Source organism: Neorhizobium alkalisoli (genome assembly GCF_007829835.1).
GTDB lineage: Bacteria > Pseudomonadota > Alphaproteobacteria > Rhizobiales > Rhizobiaceae > Neorhizobium.
In genome coordinates, this window is sequence record NZ_VIWP01000002.1 from 1 (window position 1) to 21,120 (window position 21,120).

General features: G+C 59.0%; 21 protein-coding genes and 1 pseudogene. 8 read left to right on the plus strand and 14 right to left on the minus strand.

Going from position 1 to position 21,120, the window contains the following annotated elements; translation table 11 throughout:
• Positions 1 to 1,699, plus strand: a 1,699-nt coding sequence (locus FHW37_RS33465; protein WP_186458168.1) for a tail fiber domain-containing protein, incomplete at its 5' end; no start/stop codon positions are given.
• 461 nt (positions 1,700 to 2,160) lie between these two features.
• Entirely contained in the window at positions 2,161 to 2,988 is an 828-nt protein-coding gene (locus FHW37_RS05725) for a calcium-binding protein (protein WP_145633889.1), read from the plus strand.
• Positions 2,989 to 3,279: 291 nt separating this feature from the next.
• On the opposite strand, the gene FHW37_RS05730 is transcribed toward FHW37_RS05725, so the two are convergent.
• Positions 3,280 to 3,750 carry a hypothetical protein gene (locus FHW37_RS05730; RefSeq protein WP_145633891.1) on the minus strand — a complete coding sequence of 157 codons (471 nt, stop codon included), beginning with the start codon at positions 3,748 to 3,750 and terminating at the stop codon, positions 3,280 to 3,282.
• 131 nt (positions 3,751 to 3,881) lie between these two features.
• On the opposite strand from FHW37_RS05730, the gene FHW37_RS05735 reads away from it, so the two are divergent.
• The 3 genes and pseudogenes from FHW37_RS05735 to FHW37_RS05745 form a co-directional block, all read left to right on the plus strand.
• Positions 3,882 to 4,220: a hypothetical protein gene (locus FHW37_RS05735; RefSeq protein ID WP_145633895.1), complete on the plus strand. Its 339-nt coding sequence runs from the start codon at positions 3,882 to 3,884 to the stop codon at positions 4,218 to 4,220.
• Positions 4,221 to 4,267: 47 nt separating this feature from the next.
• Entirely contained in the window at positions 4,268 to 4,729 is a 462-nt protein-coding gene (locus tag FHW37_RS05740) for a hypothetical protein (RefSeq protein ID WP_145633897.1), read from the plus strand.
• A 363-nt stretch (positions 4,730 to 5,092) separates the two neighbouring features.
• Positions 5,093 to 5,323, plus strand: a pseudogene (locus FHW37_RS05745) (JAB domain-containing protein); the annotation flags it as partial.
• 184 nt (positions 5,324 to 5,507) lie between these two features.
• Here FHW37_RS05745 and FHW37_RS05750 read toward each other — a convergent pair.
• The 7 genes from FHW37_RS05750 to FHW37_RS05780 all read right to left on the minus strand — a co-directional run bounded on the left by FHW37_RS05750 (position 5,508) and on the right by FHW37_RS05780 (position 14,155).
• A complete protein-coding gene (locus FHW37_RS05750; protein ID WP_145633899.1) occupies positions 5,508 to 7,319 on the minus strand; it encodes an ABC transporter ATP-binding protein in 1,812 nt (603 codons plus the stop codon).
• A gap of 11 nt (positions 7,320 to 7,330) precedes the next feature.
• Positions 7,331 to 8,095, minus strand: a complete 765-nt coding sequence (locus FHW37_RS05755; RefSeq protein WP_145633901.1) for a DUF1028 domain-containing protein — start codon at positions 8,093 to 8,095, stop codon at positions 7,331 to 7,333.
• Between the two features lie 3 nt (positions 8,096 to 8,098).
• Positions 8,099 to 9,883: a gamma-glutamyltransferase family protein gene (locus tag FHW37_RS05760; RefSeq protein ID WP_145633903.1), complete on the minus strand. Its 1,785-nt coding sequence runs from the start codon at positions 9,881 to 9,883 to the stop codon at positions 8,099 to 8,101.
• A 20-nt stretch (positions 9,884 to 9,903) separates the two neighbouring features.
• On the minus strand, positions 9,904 to 10,788 hold the full coding sequence (locus tag FHW37_RS05765) for an ABC transporter permease (protein WP_145633906.1): 885 nt from the start codon (positions 10,786 to 10,788) through the stop codon (positions 9,904 to 9,906).
• Positions 10,789 to 10,798: 10 nt separating this feature from the next.
• On the minus strand, positions 10,799 to 11,746 hold the full coding sequence (locus tag FHW37_RS05770; RefSeq protein ID WP_145633908.1) for an ABC transporter permease: 948 nt from the start codon (positions 11,744 to 11,746) through the stop codon (positions 10,799 to 10,801).
• A 67-nt stretch (positions 11,747 to 11,813) separates the two neighbouring features.
• Positions 11,814 to 13,322 (minus strand): ABC transporter substrate-binding protein, encoded by a 1,509-nt coding sequence (locus FHW37_RS05775; protein ID WP_145633910.1) that lies wholly within the window; start codon positions 13,320 to 13,322, stop codon positions 11,814 to 11,816.
• Between the two features lie 77 nt (positions 13,323 to 13,399).
• Positions 13,400 to 14,155, minus strand: coding sequence for a FadR/GntR family transcriptional regulator (locus tag FHW37_RS05780; protein WP_145633911.1), 756 nt, complete (start codon positions 14,153 to 14,155; stop codon positions 13,400 to 13,402).
• Between the two features lie 215 nt (positions 14,156 to 14,370).
• Between FHW37_RS05780 and sthA the strand changes: the two genes are divergently transcribed.
• Both sthA and FHW37_RS05790 read left to right on the plus strand, forming a co-directional pair.
• On the plus strand, positions 14,371 to 15,861 hold the full coding sequence (gene sthA / locus FHW37_RS05785; protein WP_145633913.1) for a Si-specific NAD(P)(+) transhydrogenase: 1,491 nt from the start codon (positions 14,371 to 14,373) through the stop codon (positions 15,859 to 15,861).
• A gap of 201 nt (positions 15,862 to 16,062) precedes the next feature.
• Complete coding sequence (locus FHW37_RS05790) at positions 16,063 to 16,371, plus strand: hypothetical protein (RefSeq protein WP_145633915.1); 309 nt, start codon at positions 16,063 to 16,065, stop codon at positions 16,369 to 16,371.
• Between the two features lie 74 nt (positions 16,372 to 16,445).
• Here FHW37_RS05790 and rpsD read toward each other — a convergent pair whose 3' ends face one another.
• Entirely contained in the window at positions 16,446 to 17,063 is a 618-nt protein-coding gene (gene rpsD, locus FHW37_RS05795) for a 30S ribosomal protein S4 (RefSeq protein WP_145633917.1), read from the minus strand.
• 296 nt (positions 17,064 to 17,359) lie between these two features.
• On the opposite strand from rpsD, the gene FHW37_RS05800 reads away from it, so the two are divergent.
• Positions 17,360 to 17,605 carry a DUF982 domain-containing protein gene (locus FHW37_RS05800; protein WP_186458169.1) on the plus strand — a complete coding sequence of 82 codons (246 nt, stop codon included), beginning with the start codon at positions 17,360 to 17,362 and terminating at the stop codon, positions 17,603 to 17,605.
• A 59-nt stretch (positions 17,606 to 17,664) separates the two neighbouring features.
• On the opposite strand, the gene FHW37_RS05805 is transcribed toward FHW37_RS05800, so the two are convergent.
• The 5 genes from FHW37_RS05805 to FHW37_RS05825 all read right to left on the minus strand — a co-directional run bounded on the left by FHW37_RS05805 (position 17,665) and on the right by FHW37_RS05825 (position 21,074).
• Positions 17,665 to 19,182 (minus strand): ATP-binding protein, encoded by a 1,518-nt coding sequence (locus FHW37_RS05805; protein WP_145633922.1) that lies wholly within the window; start codon positions 19,180 to 19,182, stop codon positions 17,665 to 17,667.
• Between the two features lie 163 nt (positions 19,183 to 19,345).
• On the minus strand, positions 19,346 to 19,984 hold the full coding sequence (locus tag FHW37_RS05810) for a LysE family translocator (RefSeq protein WP_145633924.1): 639 nt from the start codon (positions 19,982 to 19,984) through the stop codon (positions 19,346 to 19,348).
• A gap of 93 nt (positions 19,985 to 20,077) precedes the next feature.
• Positions 20,078 to 20,365, minus strand: a complete 288-nt coding sequence (locus FHW37_RS05815; protein WP_145633926.1) for a HigA family addiction module antitoxin — start codon at positions 20,363 to 20,365, stop codon at positions 20,078 to 20,080.
• 14 nt (positions 20,366 to 20,379) lie between these two features.
• Positions 20,380 to 20,658 carry a type II toxin-antitoxin system RelE/ParE family toxin gene (locus FHW37_RS05820; RefSeq protein WP_145633928.1) on the minus strand — a complete coding sequence of 93 codons (279 nt, stop codon included), beginning with the start codon at positions 20,656 to 20,658 and terminating at the stop codon, positions 20,380 to 20,382.
• Positions 20,659 to 20,744: 86 nt separating this feature from the next.
• A complete protein-coding gene (locus FHW37_RS05825; protein ID WP_145633930.1) occupies positions 20,745 to 21,074 on the minus strand; it encodes a hypothetical protein in 330 nt (109 codons plus the stop codon).
• Positions 21,075 to 21,120 lie beyond the last annotated feature (46 nt).

The following is a 21,120-nucleotide window of genomic DNA, read 5'->3' on the forward strand; positions in this document are numbered from 1 at the left end:
CCCCGCTGAAAACATGCGAGGGACGGTTGAAACATGGGTCAATTCTCAATGGAAATATCGGGCTGCGCCGGGTCAGCTCTCAGTGGAAATCAACATTCAAGGCGGATACAGCCCAAGCTCTGTCGCGCCGATCATCCGTGCCATTCGCGGCGCAGCCAAACGTGATTTTGTCCGCTCGAACCTGATCTACACGACGACTGGCACATCGCCAGCCTACGTGCTGACCTACCTTGTCGCGCCTACAGCCTACAACAAAGGCGAGATTTACCGCTTCTTCGCCCATGCAGACAATACCGGTGCTGCGACGATTAACATCAACGGCTTGGGCGCAAAGTCCCTGTTGAGCCAGCGCGGCGAAGCCCTGTCTGCTGGTCAGATCAAGACCGGCGATGCGGTTGAGGCATATTACGATGGCACGAGCTTCCGCATTATCTCGAACGAGAAGCACAATGCCAAGCTGACCGGTGTACTGAACATCACCGATTCAGCGCCCGGTCTTCTTTTCACCAACACGTCGAACACAGCAGCTAATACCAATGTCCGATTTGGTATGGTCGGGAACAATGCAGTGCTGACGGTCGGCACCTCGAACACCCTGACGGTATCGGCGAACAATCTGACCGTCGCTGGTTCGATCAACACAGCCGGTTTGACTTCGACGGCTGCAATTTCTTCGACAGGCAGCGTTACGGGTGCTGGACTGATCTCCACAGCCGGTATCAGCGCCACCGGCAACATTGCCTTGGCGGCAGGTGCTGAGCGTCAGATTTCGTTCGGCGATGCCGGTACCTATTTTTACGGCAATTCGACCCAGACCGGTCTGTATTACCCTGCCGCGAACAAGTCGCCGTGGTATTACAACAAGTCTTCTGACCTTGTGAATTTTCAAGCGGGTGCACTTCAGCACAACGGCACGACGGTCGTCATCAATAACGGCGGCACCTATTCGCTCAACATCACCGGCAATGCTGGTGGTAATGCTGCTACCGCGACGACTGCAACGCGTGCAAACCAATTACTGCTCAATGGTTCTGGATATGCGAATTTCCATTGGTCAGGACAAGGCGGTCAGCCGACTTGGATGTGGGGCGCTGGCGACTCAGGCAATAGCTATCTTTACAACCCGTTGAACTTCAGCGTGAACTACGCCACTAGTGCGGGCAACGCGAACACTCTCGGTGGTCTCAGCAACGCCTACTTCATGCAGCGTCTTGTGAATACGTGGCTTACTGACAACGAAGGTGGTCTACGTTTTTACTTTAATTCCGGTAGCGGTCCCACCACAATTCGCAGCTCTGGTGATCCTATCGTGCGTTTTATGAACGGCAACGGTACCGTGGCTGCTCATGTTCGTGCAGGCGGCACCTACGAAAACCTCTCCGACCGTCGAACGAAATATGACATTGTCGATGCGAACGATATCGGTCGTGACAACCTCATGGCTCTTCGACCGCGTTGGTACAAGCGTGTAGGCATCGACAAGGTTGAACTCGGCTGGATTTCTCAGGAAACCCGTGAAGCTATCTCTGCCGCAGTGAACCCGATCAATCCGGACGACCCGGATGAGCTGCTGTACATCGATGAAAAGGCGATCTCAGTTGCGACTGTTGCGACCGTTCAAGAGCTTGTTGTCGAACTGGAAACCATAAAAGCTGAACTAGCAGCCCTGAAGCCGAAGACGCGCAAGAAAGCGGCTTGAAACGAAACATTAGCGTCCTAATTTCTTCCTTGGACATCCCCTCTGAAGTCCAGTTTAGCATTCCCATCGAATTAGCCCGCGCTTTCTTATCCAAGGCGCGGTTTTTTTCTTGAGAACGATCTACATCTTTTGATCAGCTTGTGCTGGAAGCCGCAGGACGTAGAGTCCTTATGGCTGACGCCTGTCTTTTCGGACAAGCTGGTGCGGTCAGCAGGCCCGCACAGAAGAGAAGCTGTGCGGGCTGTCGTCATTTGCGAACGACAGCGCTTACTACCTCTTTTGGTGGAATTGATGTAATGTCGCACGGAGCTAAACTTATCTGCGCGTTGCTTCGTTCATAGAGCAGCGCCCACTAGGCTCGCGTGGTTCGAGCGTCTACGCGAGCTTTTTTCCATTCCGTGGAAAAGTTGAATTCTCGCCGTCAACATAAAATCAACGAGCGATCACTGGGAGTTCTGGCAATGGTTGGACAAATCACCACGACTGACTTCAATGGCGAGATCGTAGAACTCGCGCCACTCGGAACGATAATGGCATCGCTTTCTGTCGATGGATATACATCGGATCAGCTAAGTTTCTCCATCCAGCGTCAACAATACTGGTATGCCGAGACGGTTCTCTACAGCGATTCAATCGACACGAACGCCTTCAAAATCGAGGGCAGTAAGCTTGTAGTCGCCAGCGATGACGATCTGAATTTTTTTAGTTGGCGGGTTGAAGGTTTCGGGGTCAGTCTTCAGGCTCGTGATACGTCAGGCAATTTGGTCGCCAACACCTATTTGTCGTTCGACCCAATTGATACATTGAACGACTACCGAGGGACGAACCACGCCGACAGGCTCGTCGGCACAGATGGAATGGAAAAAATAATCGCTGGCGCTGGTGATGATAAAATATACGCTAAAGGCGGCGACGACGTGCTATATGGCGGCAGAGGAAAGGACGTACTCGTCGGCGGAGCTGGTTCAGATACGTTTCTTTACAAATCCATCAAAGAAAGCACGCTCAAAGCGCCGGACCTGATCGCGGAATGGGATCATTTCTCCCAATACAACATTCGAGATTTGATCGACCTATCGCCAATCGACGCCAATACGAAGGTCAGCGGAGATCAAGATTTTGACTGGCTAGGCTCAAAGAGTTTCAGCGGTCATGCTGGCGAATTGCGTTATGTGAAAGATAAGTCCGACACCTATGTCTATGCAGATGTGAACGGCGACAAAAAAGCGGATTTCGCGATTCACATCGGGGAGGCTGTGAAGATGTACGCTGATGATTTCCTGCTTTGATGCGAGTATGTTCGAAGTTGACGCGGCTTGCATTGGATTTGTAAATCATCGCGGCGTTTACTAGCAAAATGTCTATTGGTCGTTCTCAGCACGCAGCGGAGTTTTGTCCCGCTTGCTATCGCTGCTGATTTGCTTAGATGCCCGTAAGCGACGGAGAAACTTAGAGAGCGCCGATAGGCTGTCCTGTTTTCCGTCCGCTTCCAATTCGTTGTCAGTCATATCAACCCCCATTTGCTCGCACGATGCTAACGCGAAGCCTGTGGGTCAATTCCACCAAAAGAGGTAGGCCCCTTAGTGGGCCTTTTTATTGCGTCGGGTATTGTTGTTCTGTTCGACAATCGTGGACCAGCGCAGATTACCGGGCTCATATCCCTTCTCATTGTCGATGCGGTCAATCGAGTAGCCAACGCCCGGTCGGAACTCGACACAGCGAGCAAACTCTTCGAACGACTTGAAATGATTTTGAATGCCCCTCGCCCCATAGTCTTTGTAGCGCGGGTGGTTCGGGTTGCTTGTGCGATTGCAGATGTTTTTCCAGCAGTTCCACAGTGAGGCCTGCTCTGTATCGGTGGACGTGCTGAAGCCGTGTCGGGTTTTGCCTGCGGCGTGCATCTCATCGAAAATCTGATTGACCGATTTGCGGGCCTTGCGAGCATTGTAGTCTGCAAAGAGGTTGCGGACGTCGGCAAAGATAATGTCGCTATCGATTTTGATAGAAGCGACGGATGCACTTTGAAATACGGTGTTGCTTTGAATAGTCATTTGAAAATCTCCTTAATAAACGCTTGCAATTTTATTTAGCGATTTTCAGTTTTTCAGAGTTCGAACACCGATATCGGAAACTAAGACGCCGGATTATCTAAATATCCCTGCAAGCATCAGGGAGAAATACATTGATCAAAGCCATACTTATTGGGCTGCAACAGACAGACAGCCAAATCCAAATCATTCAGCGCGGCGGGAAAAGGTTCGTGCTGGCACTCGCTATCGAGATCGCAACTACAGCCGATCAGATCGACAGCATCGACGCCACGACAGCGGTATCATTCAGTCTGGAAGAGGTGCCGCTCTCAGCCGCACGGAAACTGCTCGCTGAAATGGACGGCGATGCTGGCGCTATCGTCGCGATGCAGGACGGAAAGTCACTCAGCGGTGACGATCTTGAAGCGCTGAAGACCTATGTCCGGAGACATGTGAAGGCCCTGCCGGTGGCGACGATCAAGTCAGAATAAGCGGCTAGCTAAATAACCGTAGCAAAACATTTCTAGGAGATACGCATATGAAAACCAAAATCAATTTTACCAGCTTCGGTCGCTCTGCGAAAACCGGCACAATCGAGGGCAAGTTCAATGTTCGCGTGCCTTGGCTGGATGGCAAGATCGGTGAGTTCGATTACGAAAATGCAGTAATTACTATCGATCCGGCTGAGCTGAAGGACGCTGTCTATCGCGAGCAGGTTCGAAAGATCGAGGACATCTTTCACGGCATGGACGGCATCAACATCGACGGCACAGTGGTCATCGCCGAACGATCATACTTCACCAACGGTGAGCTTTATCGCGTCCGGGATACATTGCCAGAAGCTGGTAGCGCCCGCATTCAGTGCGAGTATGCGACTAAGGATGACGAAGGCACTGACATTTGGACACCGTGCGAAGAAGCCTGCGACTTTGCAGAAATCGAGCCGTACATGACCGGGCTTGATGCCGTATATGACAGAGCAGGTCGTCAGAAGCATTGAGCTATGAATAGACAAAGGGTCCGGCGCTTAGGTTCCGGACCTTTTTTGTTGTCAGTCGAAAATCGATAGCTTTTCAGGGAACCAGTGAAGATCGATCTTGAGGCAGCGAAGGCGCCGCCCGTAACAACTGTTTAATCGCCCTTGAAATGCTGCCGGTGATAGTATTTAATATCGCCTGTGTGTTGTTAGCACTGCTAATTATTGAGTTAATTTTACGGTCTATCCCGATAAACGAACTCAAAATGGAATATGCTAACGAGCGCTTATAAAGCTACAGTAAATCAGTGACTTAGTCGTTCGCTGACTGGAAATCTGGCTTTTTAAGTCAATCACACCCCGATCATACCCCGATCATACGCCGGTCACACGCCGGTCTATCCGCGCGAAGTGGTGCGGCGGGCGCTGGAACTGTCAGCGACGGCGATCATTCTGGTCCACAATCATCCAAGTGGCGACCCGACACCGTCGCGGGCCGATATCGATATGACGAAGACGATCGTCGATACGGCAAAGCCGCTCGGGATCACCGTCCATGATCATATCATCATCGGCAAGGACGGGCATGCCAGCCTGAAGGGGCTAAGGCTGATCTGAGCGTCGGCGATTGCCCCTCATCCGCCTGCGTCCTTCGGACCCTTCTACCCGTCTTGACGGGGAGAAGGGATATGCCGCGGCGCCACCATTTTCTCGACACCGAGCGGGGCACGTCCCCTCTCCCCGCATGCGGGGAGAGGGTTAGGGTGAGGGGCAGACGTCAAAGCGGTTGCCAAGCTGGCAGTCACCCCACCTGCACCAGATGCCCCGCCGAGACCTCGCGATATTCCCGCTTCGGCGGCTGGTAATCCATGTCGCGCACCGGGCTTTTCAGCTCGTCATTCGAGATCCCGCGCCGAATGCCGCGGCGGGACGGATCCGGCACCGGCACGGCGGCCATCAGCTTTTTCGTATAGGGATGCTGCGGATTATCGAAGACGGCGGCACGCGGACCGATCTCGACGATCTCGCCGAGATACATGACCGCCACCCGATGGCTCACCCGTTCGACCACGGCCATGTCGTGGGAAATGAACAGGAAGGCGAGATTCAGGTTCTGCTGAAGGTCAAGCAGAAGATTGCAGACCTGCGCCTTGATCGACACGTCGAGTGCAGACACGCTTTCGTCGGCGACGATCACCTTCGGGTCGAGCGACAGGGCGCGGGCAATCGCGATACGCTGGCGCTGACCGCCGGAGAATTCGTGCGGGTAACGTTTTGCCATATCGGCGGAGAGGCCGACCTTTTCCAGGAGATCCGCGGTCTTCTCCTTCGCCTGTTTGGCCGTCCCGAGCTTGTGCTTGATGAAGGGTTCGGCGATTGCCGTGCCCACCGTCATGCGCGGGTTGAGCGAGGCGAAAGGATCCTGAAAGATCATCTGCACGGATTTGCGCATGCCGCGCAGACTGACCTGATCGAGGCGTCGAACGTCGTAACCATCGAGCTGGATGTCGCCGGCCGTCGGCTCGACGAGGCGCATGATCGAGCGGCCCGTCGTCGATTTTCCGCAGCCGGATTCACCGACCAGTGACAGGGTCTCACCCTGAAAGAGATCGAAGGAGACGTTTTCGACCGCATGCACGGCGCCGGTCTGCCGAGACAGCAGGCCGGAGCGGATCGGGAAACGGGTGACGAGGTTTTTCACCGCCAGAACCGGCGTCTTGCCGCCGGTAATCGTGCCGGCGACCTCGACGGGTTCGGCCGCCTCGCCCGTCGCCATGTCGACGACAGGGAATCGCGTCGGCCATGCGTGGTTCTGCATCGAACCAAGCTTTGGCACAGCTGAGAGAAGCGCCCGCGTATAAGGGTGTTTGCCGTGGTGGAAGATGTCTTCGGTCGGGCCGGTCTCGACCTGTTCGCCGCGATACATGACGATCGTGCGGTCGGCGATCTCGGCGACCACGCCCATGTCATGGGTGATGAACAAGACCGACATGCCCTCCTCTTCCTGCAGGATTTTTATGAGGTCGAGGATCTGTCCCTGAATGGTGACATCAAGCGCGGTCGTCGGCTCGTCGGCGATCAATAGTTTCGGTTTCGACGCCAAGGCCATGGCGATCATCACGCGCTGGCGCATGCCGCCGGAAAACTGGTGCGGATATTCGTCGAAACGCGACGAGGCATTCGGGATGCGCACTTTTTCCAGAAGCCGTACGGTTTCCGCGCGCGCCTCCTGTTTCGACAGGCCCTTGTGGCGCGTCAGGACCTCGGAAATCTGGCGGCCGATCGTAAAAATCGGGTTGAGCGAGGTCATCGGCTCCTGAAAGATCATCGAGACGTCATTGCCGCGCACGCCGCGCATCTCGCTTTCCGGCAGCGACAGCAGGTTCCTGCCCGACAGCAGGACTTCGCCTTCGATGCGGCTTGATGCCGGCGACAGAAGGCGCATGATGGAGAGCGACGTGACGCTCTTGCCGGAACCGCTCTCGCCGACGATCGCGACCGTCTCGCCGGGATGCACATCGAAGGAGACGTTGCGGACAACCTGCTTCCACTCGCCATCGACGAGGAAGGACGTGGTGAGGTTCTTGACGGAAAGGACGGGCGAAGCGCTCATCAAAACTTCCTTCATCGCGATTTCAACGGAGTGGCAAAGGAGGCGGACGGACGGCCTTCGGCGAGCCGTTCGGCCTCAAGGGCAGCGATTTTTTCGTCGATGACGCGCCGGTCGATCATGCCATGCGGGTTTTCGCGGGTCGGCATGGTTTCGGCGACATGCAGGTACCGTTCCTGAGCCACCGTATAGAGGCGGCGCAGTTCGGCAAGCGGATCGGCGTGGTCGTCGGCATGGAGACGCAGCCAGGGATAATCCTGGTCGCGATAGATGACGATCGCCGCCGATTGTTTTCCGCGCTTGTCGCCGCCGGCCTTTTCGCCGGCATCCATGGCGTCGAGAAAACGCTCGGCCAGCGGCGCACCCGCGGCGGCGCGCTCCTTGTAGACACGCAGCGTCTCGGCGATCACCTCGGGGCCGGCGAGCATATTGCCGGCGACAGAGACATTGTCGTCGACCAGATGGCCGGCCCAGTCGATGCAGTTTTCGCCGGTATAGGCGGCGTTGCGGCCGTCTGCGTCGATGAGGTGCATCTGTCTCTGGCGATGGCCGTCGTCGCGCGCGGTCAGCGTCTCGATGATCTTGGCCGGCGCCATGCCTTCATCCAGAAGCTTGAGGCCATCTGTGCCGTAAAGCGGGCTGACAAATGCCTGGGTGGCGATGGCGCCGACCCTGCCCCTGATATGCGGCACAGCGCTGCCGACCGAAAAGAAGCGGCTGGCGACGGCGCTGCCGAGATGGTCCGTCTCAGGATCACGCGCGACGATCGACCAGGTCATGGTTCAGCGCCCCACCGCATAGGCCTGCATCAGGCGTGGCGTGGCGGCAGCCCGCAGCAGGCCGTCGGCATCGCGGCGGGCGGCGGTCAGGCGGCCGACCGTCCAGGGATCGGCGACCGTCACCTTGTGGCCGCGACGGCGCAGCTCGTCGAGCGCTTCCACGCCGATATTGCTTTCCACCATGATTTCGCCCGGCGAGCTGGTGCGCGGGTAGAAGGAACCGGGGAAATGCGAGGTGTGGAACAGCGGCATGTCGATCGATGCCTGCAGGTTCTTGCCGTGATGGACGTAACGCAGGAAGAAGGGCAGCTGCCACTGGTCCTGCTGGTCGCCGCCCGGCGTGCCGAACACCATGGACGGACGCCCCTGATGCAGGGCAAGCGACGGGGTAAGCGTCGTACGCGGGCGCTTGCCCGGCGCGAGCGAGGTCGGCAGGCCTTCCTTCAACCAGAACATCTGGGCACGGGAATTCAGCGCAAAACCGAGGCCGGGAATGATCGGCGAGGACTGCAGCCAGCCGCCGGAGGGCGTCGTCGAGACCATGTTGCCCCAGCGGTCGATGACGTCGATATGCACGGTATCACCGCGCTTTTCCGTGAGGTGCGACATGGTCGGTTCGTAGACCGCGCCCTTGCCACTCATCTGACCGAGCATGGCCATGGTCGCATCGACCTGGCGCTCGTAACCCGGCACCGTGCCGGGGCGCAGGTCGAGTGAGGCCGTGGAACCGATCAGCTTGCGGCGCTCATCGTTATAACCGTCGGAGAGGAGAAATTCGGTCGGGATCTGGCCGAACTCCGGATCGCCGTAATAGACTTCGCGATCGGCAAAGGCGAGCTTCATCGCCTCGACGACCGTGTGGACGAAATCCGGGCCGGACGGATCCATGGCGGAGAGGTCAAAACCCTTCAGCAGGGCGAGCGACTGCAGGAGGACAGGTCCCTGCCCCCAGGCCTGCGTCTTTGCCACCGTCCAGTCGTGATAATCATAGGTCTGCGGCGCATCGATCGTGGCGCGCCAATTGGCCATGTCCTCGGCTGTCAGCACGCCCTTGTGCTTCATGCCGCTCGCATCCATCACTTCGGCAGTCTTCAGATAGGTGTCGATCGCTTCCGCGACGAAGCCGCGATAGAAGGCGTCGCGGGCGGCCTCGACCTGGTCCTCGCGGACGGTTCTGGCTTCCGATTCGGCAATGATGCGCTTCCAGGTTTCGGCCAGAACCGGATTCTTGAAGCTGGAATGCTGCTCAGGCGCGGAACCGCCCGGTACCCAGGTCTCGTAGGAAGTCGGCCATTCCTTCTTGAAGAACTCCGCCAGTCCCTTGATCGTGTTCGACACGCGCGGCAGCATCGGGTGGCCGTATTCGGCGTAATAGATCGCCGGCTCCAGAACCTCGCGAACGGTCATCGTGCCGTAATCGCGCAGCATCAGCATCCAGCCGTCGAAGGCGCCGGGAATGACGGTCGCGAGCAGGCCGTCGCCGGGGATCAGTTTCAGGCCTTCGGCGGTGTAATGGTCGATCGTTGCACCTGATGGTGCCGACCCCTGCGCGCAGATGACCTCGACCTTGTCTTTTTTCTTCGAATAGAAAACGGCCGGCATATCGCCACCGGGGCCGCAGAGATGCGGCTCGACGATCTGCAGCACGAAGCCGGTCGCGACCGCAGCATCGAAGGCATTGCCGCCCTTTTCGAGGATCGCCATGCCGACGGCAGAGGCGATCCAGTGCGTCGAGGTGACGACGCCGAACGTGCCGAGAATTTCCGGGCGGGTGGTAAAGTCGCTCATGTCTCTATTCCTTGAAATGCTTAGGCTTCGCGCGGATCCAGCGCATCGCGCAGGCCGTCGCCGAGAAGATTGAAACCGATGACGACGAGGAAGATCGCGATCCCCGGCCACATCGCCATCCATGGCGCCTGGCTCAGAAAGTTCTTCGCGACATTCAGCATCGAACCCCAGGAGGGTGCCGGCGGTTGCTGGCCGAGACCGAGGAACGAGAGGCTCGCCTCGGCGATGATGGCGGTGGCGATGGTCAGCGTCGCCTGGACGATGATCGGCGCCACGACATTGGGCAGGATGTAGCGGGTCATGATCTCGAAGTGATTGAGGCCGACGGCGCGGGCACCCTCGACATAATCCTCCGTCTTGACTGCCAGAACCTGGCCGCGTGTCAGGCGAATGAAGAGCGGCATGGCCGAGAGGCCGATCGCGATCATCGCATTGGTGAGGCTCGGGCCGAGGAAGGCGGCGAGCGCGATCGCCATGATTAGAAAAGGCATGGCAAGCAGTGCTTCGGTGACGCGGGAGATCACCATATCCACCCAGCCGCCGAAGTAGCCGGCGACGAGGCCGAAGGGCACGCCGATGCAGACGGCGATCGCCACGGAAAAGACGCCGGCCATCAGCGAGGCGCGTGCGCCCCAGATCATCCGCGAGAGAATATCGCGGCCGAGATCGTCGGTGCCGAGCCAATGGGCGGCGGATGGCGCCTTGCGGATCGCCGACCAGCTGGTGGCGATCGGATCAGGGATCGGCAGCAAGGGAGCGAGGATGGCGAGGATGGCGAAAAAGGCGACGATGCAGAGCCCGACCAGCGCGCTCCTGTTGCGTTTCATCTTGCGCCATGCCCGGTTTTGGGCACGGCTCTGTTCGCGCTTGGCGGCGACGGGGGTTGCTTGATCGACTGTGGTCATGGTGCCAGCCTCACAGGGTTGCCCGCAGGCGCGGGTTGAGCAGGACATAGGCCATGTCGGCAAGCAGGTTCATCAGGATGAAGCCGACCGCGGTGCAGAGCACGATGCCCTGAACGACGGCATAGTCGCGGTTGAAGACGGCATCGACGGTCATCTTGCCGAAGCCGGGAATGGTAAAGATCTGTTCGGTCAAAACGGCGCCGGCCAGAAGCTCGCCGAACAACAGCGCCAGCAGGGTGATCACCGGCAGAAGCGCATTGCGAAAGCTGTGGCTGAGCACAACCTGGCGCGGCGACAGGCCTTTGGCGCGGGCGGTGCGGATGTAATCGGCATTCATGACGCCGACCATGGCCGAGCGCGTGTGGCGCATCAGGGTGGCGGCCAGCGCATTGCCGAGCACGAAGGCCGGCATGATCATCGTCTGGATCGACCGGACCGGATCGACGAAGATCGATTCGTAGCCGGATGCCGGCAGCCAGCCGAGTTTTACCGAAACGAGCAGGATCAGCATGATGCCGAGCCAGAAATTGGGAATGGAAAGCCCCGACAAAGCAACGATATTGGCGACGTAATCGATCCAGGTATTCTTCTTGACGGCGGCGAGAATGCCGATCGGAATACCGATGATCATCGCAAAGAACATCGCCATGACGGCGAGCTGGATCGTCACCGGCAGTTTCTGGCCGATCAGTTCCAGCACCGGCTGGTTGGTGCGCAGCGAAATGCCGAAATCGCCGGTCAGGATGCCGCCGAGCCAGGAGAAATACTGGACGATGATCGGGTCGTTGAGATGGTATTTTGCGCGCAGGAATTCGAGCGTCGCCGGATCGCGCTCTTCACCCGCCATGGCGAGGATCGGGTCGCCCGGCAGCAGTTTCTGCAGCGAAAAGACGAAGATCGAGATGATCAACAGGGTCGGGATCGCGACCAGCAGCCGCTTTCCGAGATAAACAGGCATGGTATCGCCCTCGATTTTTGTCAGGGACCGCACGGGCGAACCCGTGCGGTTGGCTCTCGAATGCGACTTACTTCTTGGAGACGCCGAGCAGACGCATCATGCCGTCCGGCGACGGAGCAAAGCCTGAAACCTTCTTGGAAATGGCATAGGCGTAAGGCTGATGGCCGAGATAGATGATCGGCATATCGTCGTTGAGGATCGCTTCAGCCGCATCATATTTCTGCTTGCGGGCTGCGTCGTCGGTCGAGGTGCGGGCTTCGTTGAGCAGCTTGTCGACTTCCGGATTGCAATATTTCACGTCGTTGATGCCGCCCTTGCAGGTAACGAACTGGTGGATATTGCCATCCGGATCGATACGGCCGGACCAATCGGAACGGCTGAGCTGGTAATTGCCGCGGGTCTGCTCGTCGAGCAGCGTGGCGAACTCGGTCGACTTCAGCGTGACGTTGAAACCGGCTTCCGCGACCATCGACTGGATGACCTGCATCATCTGGGTCTGGGTCGTGCTGTTGGCGTGCTGCAGCTCGATATCCAGCTTTTCGTAGCCGGCTTCCTTCATCAGCTTCTTCGCCTTTTCGATATCGCGGGCAGGAACCGGGATATCCTTGTCGAACCACGGGCTGGACGGCGGGAACGGCTGGTTGCCGGCCATGGCCGTGCCTTCGAAAACGATCTGGCTGATCGCCTCACGGTCGATGGCGAGCGAAAAAGCCTGGCGCAGGCGCTTGTCCTTGCCGAGCGGGTTATCGGCACGCGCACCGTTCTTGATGTTGACGTACATGGCCATGTAGCCAGGGCCGATGACGTCGGCATAGGTCAGGTTCGGATCGGCCTTGACCGATTCGACGTCAGACGGGGAAATGCGCTCGGCAATGTCGAGATCGCCGGAACGCAGGTTGGCGAGCTTAACCGTCGTGTCGGGGATCGGCAGATACGTGATCTTGTCGACGAGGATCTTGTCCTTGTCCCAGTAGTCGGCGAATTTTTCCAGCACGATACGATCCTGCTGGATGCGTTCGACGAACTTGAACGGACCGGCGCAGACCGGCTTGGAGCCGAAATTGGCGCCGAGTTCCTTGGCAGCCTTCGGCGCGACGATCATGCCGGCGCGGTCGGACAGCTGGGCGAGAAGCGTCACGTCCGGCGATTTCAGCGTGAACTTGACTTCCAGCGGACCGGACGCCTCGACCTTTTCGACAGACGAAAGCTCGCTCTTGCGGCGGGATTCCGGCAGGGTCATGTTGCGTTCGATCGTGTATACGACGGCAGCGGCATCCAGCGCCTCGCCATCATGGAACTTGACGCCGTCGCGGATCTTCATGGTCAGGACCTTGCCGCCCTCGGACCAGTTCCATTCTGTCGCCAGCTGCGGAACGATCTTCATGTCCTGGGAAATGTCGACAAGCTTGTCGCACATGGCGGTGTAGACGATACGGCCGACGAAAGTGCGTGACTGAGCCGGATCGAGAACGTCGGCATCGTCATTGAGGCCGATGCGCAGTTCGGAAGACAGGGCCGGAAAGGCAAAAAGCACGCCGGCAAGCAGCGCGGAAGTGAGTTTGGTCAATTTGGTCATGTTCTATCCTCTGGTCTATTTGATCTCTCGAATTTCTTTTTCTTGGCCGGCATCCGCCGACAGGTCTTGAAATTGGTTCAGGAAGCCTCGCTGAAAGGCGCCTCATCCGAAGTGTCAGCATGGTCATGTTCGAGCGAGGTTGCGCGGATCAGGCGCTCCTGCAGCATCAGCAGGTGCTGGCGCATCGCCTCCCCTGCCCGTGCCGGATCGCGCGCCTCGATCGCGTCGATAATGTCCATGTGCTGGATCAGCGAGACGCTGACCGTGTTGCCGGAAATGCGGGCGCGTTCCCGGATTGCCTGCCAGGCCTCGTCCTGACGGACACGGTTGACGACGTCGAAGATTGACAGAAACAGCTGGTTGCCGGCGCTCTGGGCGATCTGGCGGTGAAGCGCGCCATCCCAAAGCTCGCGGGCATCGGCATCCGTGCTTTCGATGATCTTGTTGGCGAGGTCGCGCATGCGGGCAATCTCGGCCGGCTTGGCACGCATAGCGGCAAGCTGGGCCAGCTGCGGTTCGATGCGCAGGCGAACCTCCATGATCTCCATGAAGTCGGTGCCGGCGACGATATCTTCCAGCCGGTCGGCAAAGGGTTCCGGCCGCTCGCCGACAAAGGTTCCGGATCCCTGCCGGCGCCAGATCAGGCCTTCCGCTTCCAGCACTTCCAGCGCGCGACGCACGGCCCGGCGGCCGACATTGAGCGCTTCCGACAAAGCGCGCTCCGTCGGCAGACGGCCATCCTCGCCGAAGCCGCGGGCATGGATCAGCTCGCGGAGCTTATCCAGCGCATAATTGGAATTGTCGTGGGCGCCGCCCGTCGTGACCTGGACCATTCAGCGTACCAATTTATGATTGGTGCAGTTGGACGATATTTCCAAAGAGGCGTCAAGGCACTTTTTGTGCAGTCAACATATTCGCCTAAATCGTGGGCAATTATTCAGCGGTAAGACTTTGACGACCGCAATCAAACATTTAGAATAAAATGATAGGCAGTGACGCAAATAGGCTATTGCAGTGCAAAAGCCGTTTTTGAGGAGCGAAGCATTTCATGAACCAGTATGACCTCATCGTCGTCGGCAGCGGCCCGGCCGGCCGCCGTGCCGCCATCCAGGCAGCCAAGCTCGACAAGAAAGTGCTCGTCATCGAGCAGGGCCGCCGGGTCGGCGGCGTCTCGGTTCATACCGGCACGATCCCGTCGAAAACGCTGCGCGAGACGGCGCTGAACCTGTCCGGCTGGCGCGAGCGCGGCTTTTACGGCAAGGCCTATCGCGTCAAGCAGGAGATCAGCGCCGACGACCTGCGCCGCCGCCTGTTGATCACGCTCGACCACGAAGTGGAAGTTCTCGAACACCAGTTCGCCCGTAACCGCGTGCAGCACATGCGCGGCAAGGCAAGCTTCGTTTCGCCCGATACGCTGGAGATCCAGAAGGACGATAACGATGTCGTTCAGGTCAGCGCCAAGAGCATCCTGCTCGCCGTCGGCACCCGTCCGTTCCGTCCCGACTACATGCCCTTCGACGGCCGGTCGGTGATCGATAGCGACGAACTTCTGGAAATGCAGAACCTGCCGCGCTCGCTGGTCGTCATCGGCGCCGGCGTCATCGGTATCGAATACGCAACCATCTTCTCGGCGCTCGATACGGCGGTTACCGTCATTGACCCGAAGGCGACCATGCTCGATTTCATCGACAAGGAAATCGTCGAGGACTTCACCTATCAGCTGCGTGACCGCAACATGAAGCTGATGCTGGGCCAGAAGGCCGAGAAGGTGGAGCACATGCCGGACGGCAAGGTGCAGGTAACCGTCGATTCGGGCCGCCGCATCATCACCGACATGGTTCTCTTTGCTGCCGGCCGCATGGGCGCGACCGACACGCTGAACCTGGCTGCAGCGGGGCTCGAGGCTGACAGCCGCGGCCGCCTGCGCGTCAATCCGGAAACTTTTGAGACCTCGGTACCCGGCATCTTTGCCGCCGGCGACGTCGTCGGCTTTCCGAGCCTTGCCTCGACCTCGATGGAACAGGGCCGTATCGCTGCCCGCGTTGCCGTCGGCGCGATCGCCAAGGAACCGCAAAAGTATTTCCCTTACGGCATCTATTCCGTGCCGGAGATTTCGACGGTCGGCCTGACCGAAGAAGAAATGAAGGAACGCGGCATTCCCTACGAATGCGGTATCGCCCGTTTCCGCGAGACCTCGCGCGGCCATATCATGGGTCTCGATTCGGGCATGCTGAAGCTGATCTTCTCGATGAAGACCCGCCGCCTGCTCGGCGTCCACATCATCGGCGAGACCGCGACCGAGCTTGTGCATATCGGCCAGGCCGTACTCAATCTCAAAGGCACGGTCGAATATTTCGTCGAGAACACGTTCAACTATCCGACGCTCGCCGAAGCCTACAAGATCGCCGGCCTCGATGCCTGGAACCGCATGGGTGAAGCGCCGAAGGACGAGAGCAAGGCAGCTCCCGCTCCCGCCGAAAAGGCCGCGACACCGGCCGCAAAGACCAAGGCAGACGACAAGAAGGCTGCCGCCAAGTGAGATCAGGCGGCCGGGAAGCACGACGCTTGCCGGCCGCCATATGCTCCGCGGCTCTTCCGGGCATTCCTCGTATCCTGCATCATTGACGTGGTCAGATCCTCGGCACGGGGCCGAGGATGACGTAGCGTGAAGGCCTCACCCTCGATACACTGATCTCTTACGTGCAAAAGAAGTCGCACGGGCGGTTAGGGAGCGGTACAGATGGCCATCAACCGGGGCAGCCTTGCCTTGCGTTACGGACTGGTATTTTTCGCCATCGTCATCCTTGCGCTTCTGCCGGCCATTCTCGCCATCGGCAGCAGCATTTTTGCCGACAGTATCGGATGCCAGGTCGATGAGGGAAGCAGCCATCCCTGCCTGTTCATGGGCAGCGATATCGGCGACACGCTGAATTTTCTCTTCGTGATGGGCTGGTTTGCCCTGATGACCATTCCGGCCGGCGCGGCAGCGCTGGCACTCTGGGCGTCCGTTCTTGTTCTCCACCTCATCCTGCGCCGGCTCAGCCGCTGAAGCGGATACGAAAAAAGCCGCGTCGGAGACGCGGCTTTCGATTTTCCGTCGAGAACGCCCCGAAGGGCGCTTCATCAACGCGAGTAGAATTCGACGACCAGCTGCGGTTCCATGACGACAGCGTAAGGAACGTCGGACAGGCCCGGAACGCGAGCGAAGGTAGCAACCATCTTGTTGTGGTCGACTTCGATGTAGTCCGGAACGTCGCGCTCAGCGAGGGCAACGGCTTCCAGAACCGTAACGAGCTGCTTCGACTTCTGGCGAACTTCGATAACGTCGCCAGCCTTGCAGCGGTACGAACCGATGTTGACCTTGACGCCGTTGACCGTGACGTGGCCGTGGTTGACGAACTGACGGGCAGCGAAGACCGTCGGAACGAACTTGGCGCGGTATACGATCGCGTCGAGACGGGCTTCCAGCAGACCGATCAGGTTCTCCGAAGTGTCGCCCTTGCGGCGGTTGGCTTCGTCGTAGATCGCGCGGAACTGCTTTTCGCGCAAGTCGCCGTAGTAGCCCTTCAGTTTCTGCTTGGCGCGCAGCTGCACACCGAAGTCCGAAAGCTTGCCCTTGCGGCGCTGGCCGTGCTGGCCCGGGCCGTATTCGCGGCGGTTAACCGGCGACTTCGGACGGCCCCAGATGTTTTCGCCCATACGGCGATCAATTTTGTACTTGGACGATTCGCGCTTGCTCATCGTATTTCCTTTCAGAATGTGTCACCGGTTCGTTTCCGGACCGGATCAAGGAAACACGCCCTCCTCTGAACCCTGATTTAAGGGCTCTGACAGGTTTCTCACGAAAGCGTCCGGAGAAAACCACGGGACATGTCAGTGAAACACCGGGTCTTTCGGCCCGGCGTTGGGGCGGTCTTTAGGGGCATGTCATGGAAATGTCAACAGCGGCCCGACCTTAAGACTTGGATAAGGCTGATTGCAGGTTTCTTTGATCGCAACCACTCCGCACACCACATATGGTCAAGGAGGATACTGCCATGAAAACGCAACCGTTCAACACCCCGATCCATGTCGAAAACCCCGATACCGGCGTCGAACAGACGGTCAAAACCGTCCGGCAGGCAAAAACCATGCTCGACGACGGCTGGCCCGCCTTCCACGGCAGCCAGCATCACCATGCCGAAGAAGTCTGCGAGGCCGCCCTTCACGGTGAAACGGCTTCGGGCGAAGCTAGGCGCGCCTTTATCGCAGCCGCCATCGAGGCGCATTTTCATATTCACTGAAACGGCCGAAACCGTGCCGTGAAAACCGGGATACGATAATTGTCAAACCGGCGGGCGGATTACTCCGCGGCCGCCTTCGTCTCGCCCTCATCCAGCGCATCGGCGCTGCCGGGCGCGGTTTCCGACTGGAGATCCGGGAAAGCGACGATGCGTTTGCCGGAAAAGTCGGCATGCACGACGATCAGGCCCTGTTCCTCGAAATAACCGAGGAGACGACGGGCGCGTCTGGCCGAGTGGGTGCCATAGGCGCGGGCGATGCGGGCGTCGGAGGGGCACGGTTCGCCGCCGATGGCAGCCTTCGCCATCATCAGGAAAACGCCCTGTAGGTCGTCGGCGACATTGTTCGACAAGGACAGGACCAGTTGCCATTTCTCGCCGGCCGCCGTTTCGACATCGACGCCGGAACGGGCGACCGCCACGCGGCGGCGGAAATCGCCAAGCGCCAGCGGTGGGCCCGGCAGGCGGCGCATGCGGGCGCGGACGAGAAAGTCCTGATAGAGGACGGAATCCGTGCGATAGGCCGATTGCGGGTCGTCGAGGATTTCGTTCAGCACTGCGGCCAGACGTTCCTCGCGCTCTTCCGGAGACATTTCCGGCTGCGGCACCCTCGCCTCCTGCGGCGCAGGCGAAGCGGCCGGTGTCGAGCGCGACAGTTCGGCCAGGATATCGGTGGTCGGGCGCGGTGCCGGGTTGGCGCGGCGCGGCGCGAGCGGGCGAGTGAACTCTTCCGGATCGGGCGTGAAGATCAGGTCTTCGACATCCTGCGGCGCATCCGGCAGCGGCATGAGTTTCGGGCTGGACGAACGGGCGCCGGTCTCGACATGGCCGATGGCGATCGGCAGCGGACGGCGCGACAGGGCCGGGCCGAGGGCGACAAAATTGCCGCGCTTCAGGTCGCGGAACATTTCCGCCTGACGGCGGTCCATGCCCAAAAGGTCAGCAGCACGCGCCATGTCGATATCAAGGAATGTGCGGCCCATGAGGAAGTTCGAAGCTTCGGCCGCAACGTTCTTAGCAAGCTTTGCAAGGCGCTGGGTGGCGATGACGCCGGCTAGTCCGCGCTTTCGGCCACGGCACATGAGATTGGTCATGGCGCCGAGCGACATTTTTCGTGCATCTTCGGAAACGTCGCCACCGACGGAAGGCGCAAACATCTGCGCCTCGTCGACCACGACCAGCACCGGGTACCAGAATTCGCGATCGGCATCGAACATGCCGTTGAGGAAGGCGGCGGCGGCGCGCATCTGTTCCTCGAGATCGAGGCCTTCAAGCGTCAGGACGCATGAGACGCGGTTCTTGCGAATACGGTTGGCAATGCCGGCCAGCTCCGCCTCGGTACGCTCACCATCGACGACGACATGGCCGAACTTGTCCGAGAGCGTGACGAAGTCACCTTCGGGATCGATGACGACCTGCTGCACCCAAGGCGCGGACTGTTCCAGCAGACGGCGCAGGAGATGCGACTTGCCGGAGCCGGAATTGCCCTGCACGAGAAGACGCGTCGCCAGAAGCTCTTCGATATCGAGCTTGGCGGGATCACCCCCGGCCAGTTTCCCCATATCGATGCCGACCTGCAATGCACTTACCTCTTCAAACGCTGGCTGATGCTGTCTCTTTGCGGTGACGCCCAAGGCCACCGCGTGCATGCTCTATCAAAGATCGGGATTCGTTTCGCCGGGCAAGAGCGAAAATGCACAGGCTTTACGATCTTGCCCCACAGCGCCGCATCGAGGCGACCAATCAGCCGGCGGCCCGCTTGAAGCCGAGCGACAGAAGACCGGCACCAATCATCAGGCTTCCGCCGGTTCGATTGACGATTTTCTGGACCTTTGGCTTGCGGATCGTGTTGCGCGCCGCAGAGGCGAGAAAGCCGTAAAGCGTGGCATTCAATGTCGCGAGGATCAGGAAGGTGACTTCGAAAACCGCCATCTGGAAAAAGAGCGGCTTTGACAGATCGAGAAACTGCGGCAGGAAGGCGACGAAAAAGACGATGCTTTTCGGGTTGAGCGCGGTGACGGCATAAGTGTGCAGAAAAACCCGCCACGGCCTTGCCGTCACGACCTCTTCCTCGCCCGCATCGGCGGCGCGCTCCGCCACCGGCACGCGCCAGAGCTTGATGCCGAGATAGATGAGATAAGCGGCACCGGCCCATTTCAGCACGGTGAACAGCGTCGCGGACGCCGCCAGTAGCGCGCCGAGCCCGAGCATGGATGCGGTCATCGAAGTGAAATCACCAAGCGCCACGCCGGCAACCGTCGCAGAGGCCACCTTGCGGCCATGGCTCAGCGCGTAGGAAATGACGATCAGGATCGTCGGCCCCGGAATGGCCAGAAGAACGGCCGAGGCGGCGACAAAGGCAAGCCAGTGTTCGAGCGACATGTTTGCAAACTCCTCCAGAAGAGAAGCGACCAAGCCACCGGTTTTTCGAATTGGCAAGAGGAGACCGAGGGCTAAATTTCAGGTGGCCGTATTTCAGGCGGCCTTGTCGTCCAGCAGCTGAACGTCCGGCTGCTCCCGCTTCAATGCCTGTGAAAGATCGTAATTCGCCTGCATCGACAGCCAGGCGCGGGCCGTGCTGACCCCTGCCCGCTCAAGTCGGACAGCCAGATCGGGACTGATCCCTGCCCGTCCGTTCAGCACACGCGACAGGGCGACCCGTGACATGCCAAGCCGTCCGGCGGCATCGGTCACCGACAATCCGAGCGGCACGAGAACATCCTCGCGAAGCAATTCACCGGGATGCGGAGGTGATGTCATCATCGTCCCTACTCCTTTCAATGATAATCCTGATAATCGACGAGCTCGACATCGGTATCGAGGAAACGGAATGTGATCCGCCAGTTTCCGTTGACCCATATCGACCAGTGACCTTTCAGATCACCCTTCAATGCATGAAGCCTGAAACCCGGCAGATTGAGATCGTTCGACCCCGTTGCGACATCCAGCAGGCCCAGAATACGTCCAAGCTTGGCCGCATGCGCCACCTGGATGCCTTTGGTGGTGCCGAAACAACAAAAGGCTTCGAACCCCTTGTGTCGGAAGCTGACGATCATGATCGGCTGTATTTGGTATCGCTACAAGATACAGCCGATCACTTCGTAGGTTCAGGCCTCACGCTACTGCGGTCGACGGCAGTTCATCACCGCCAACGCTCCCAGTAACGTTCTTCCCCATTGACCGCGTCATCGTTGATGCCCCGCTCGAGGCCGATGTCGCGGCGCATTCTGTAGGAAAGCACATCCACGTCATTGATCCGCGCCAATTGATGGCGCTGCCAGGCGGCCCGGAGGAAAGCGAGCGCTATTTTCCAGACGCCGAATTCACGAAACAGGTCGCCGAGAACCAGCGACAGGTCGTCAACAACCCTTGATTGATTTTTTTGCATAGATTTTCCGCCCCGGTGCCGGTGGCAGCCAGGTCCTTTCTGGTGTCGGAAACGCAAAGGGAACAGGGCGGATTCAGGCGGCATGGCAGAACATGCCGTTGCCCGGTCAGCCGATTACGTCAGATGAAGG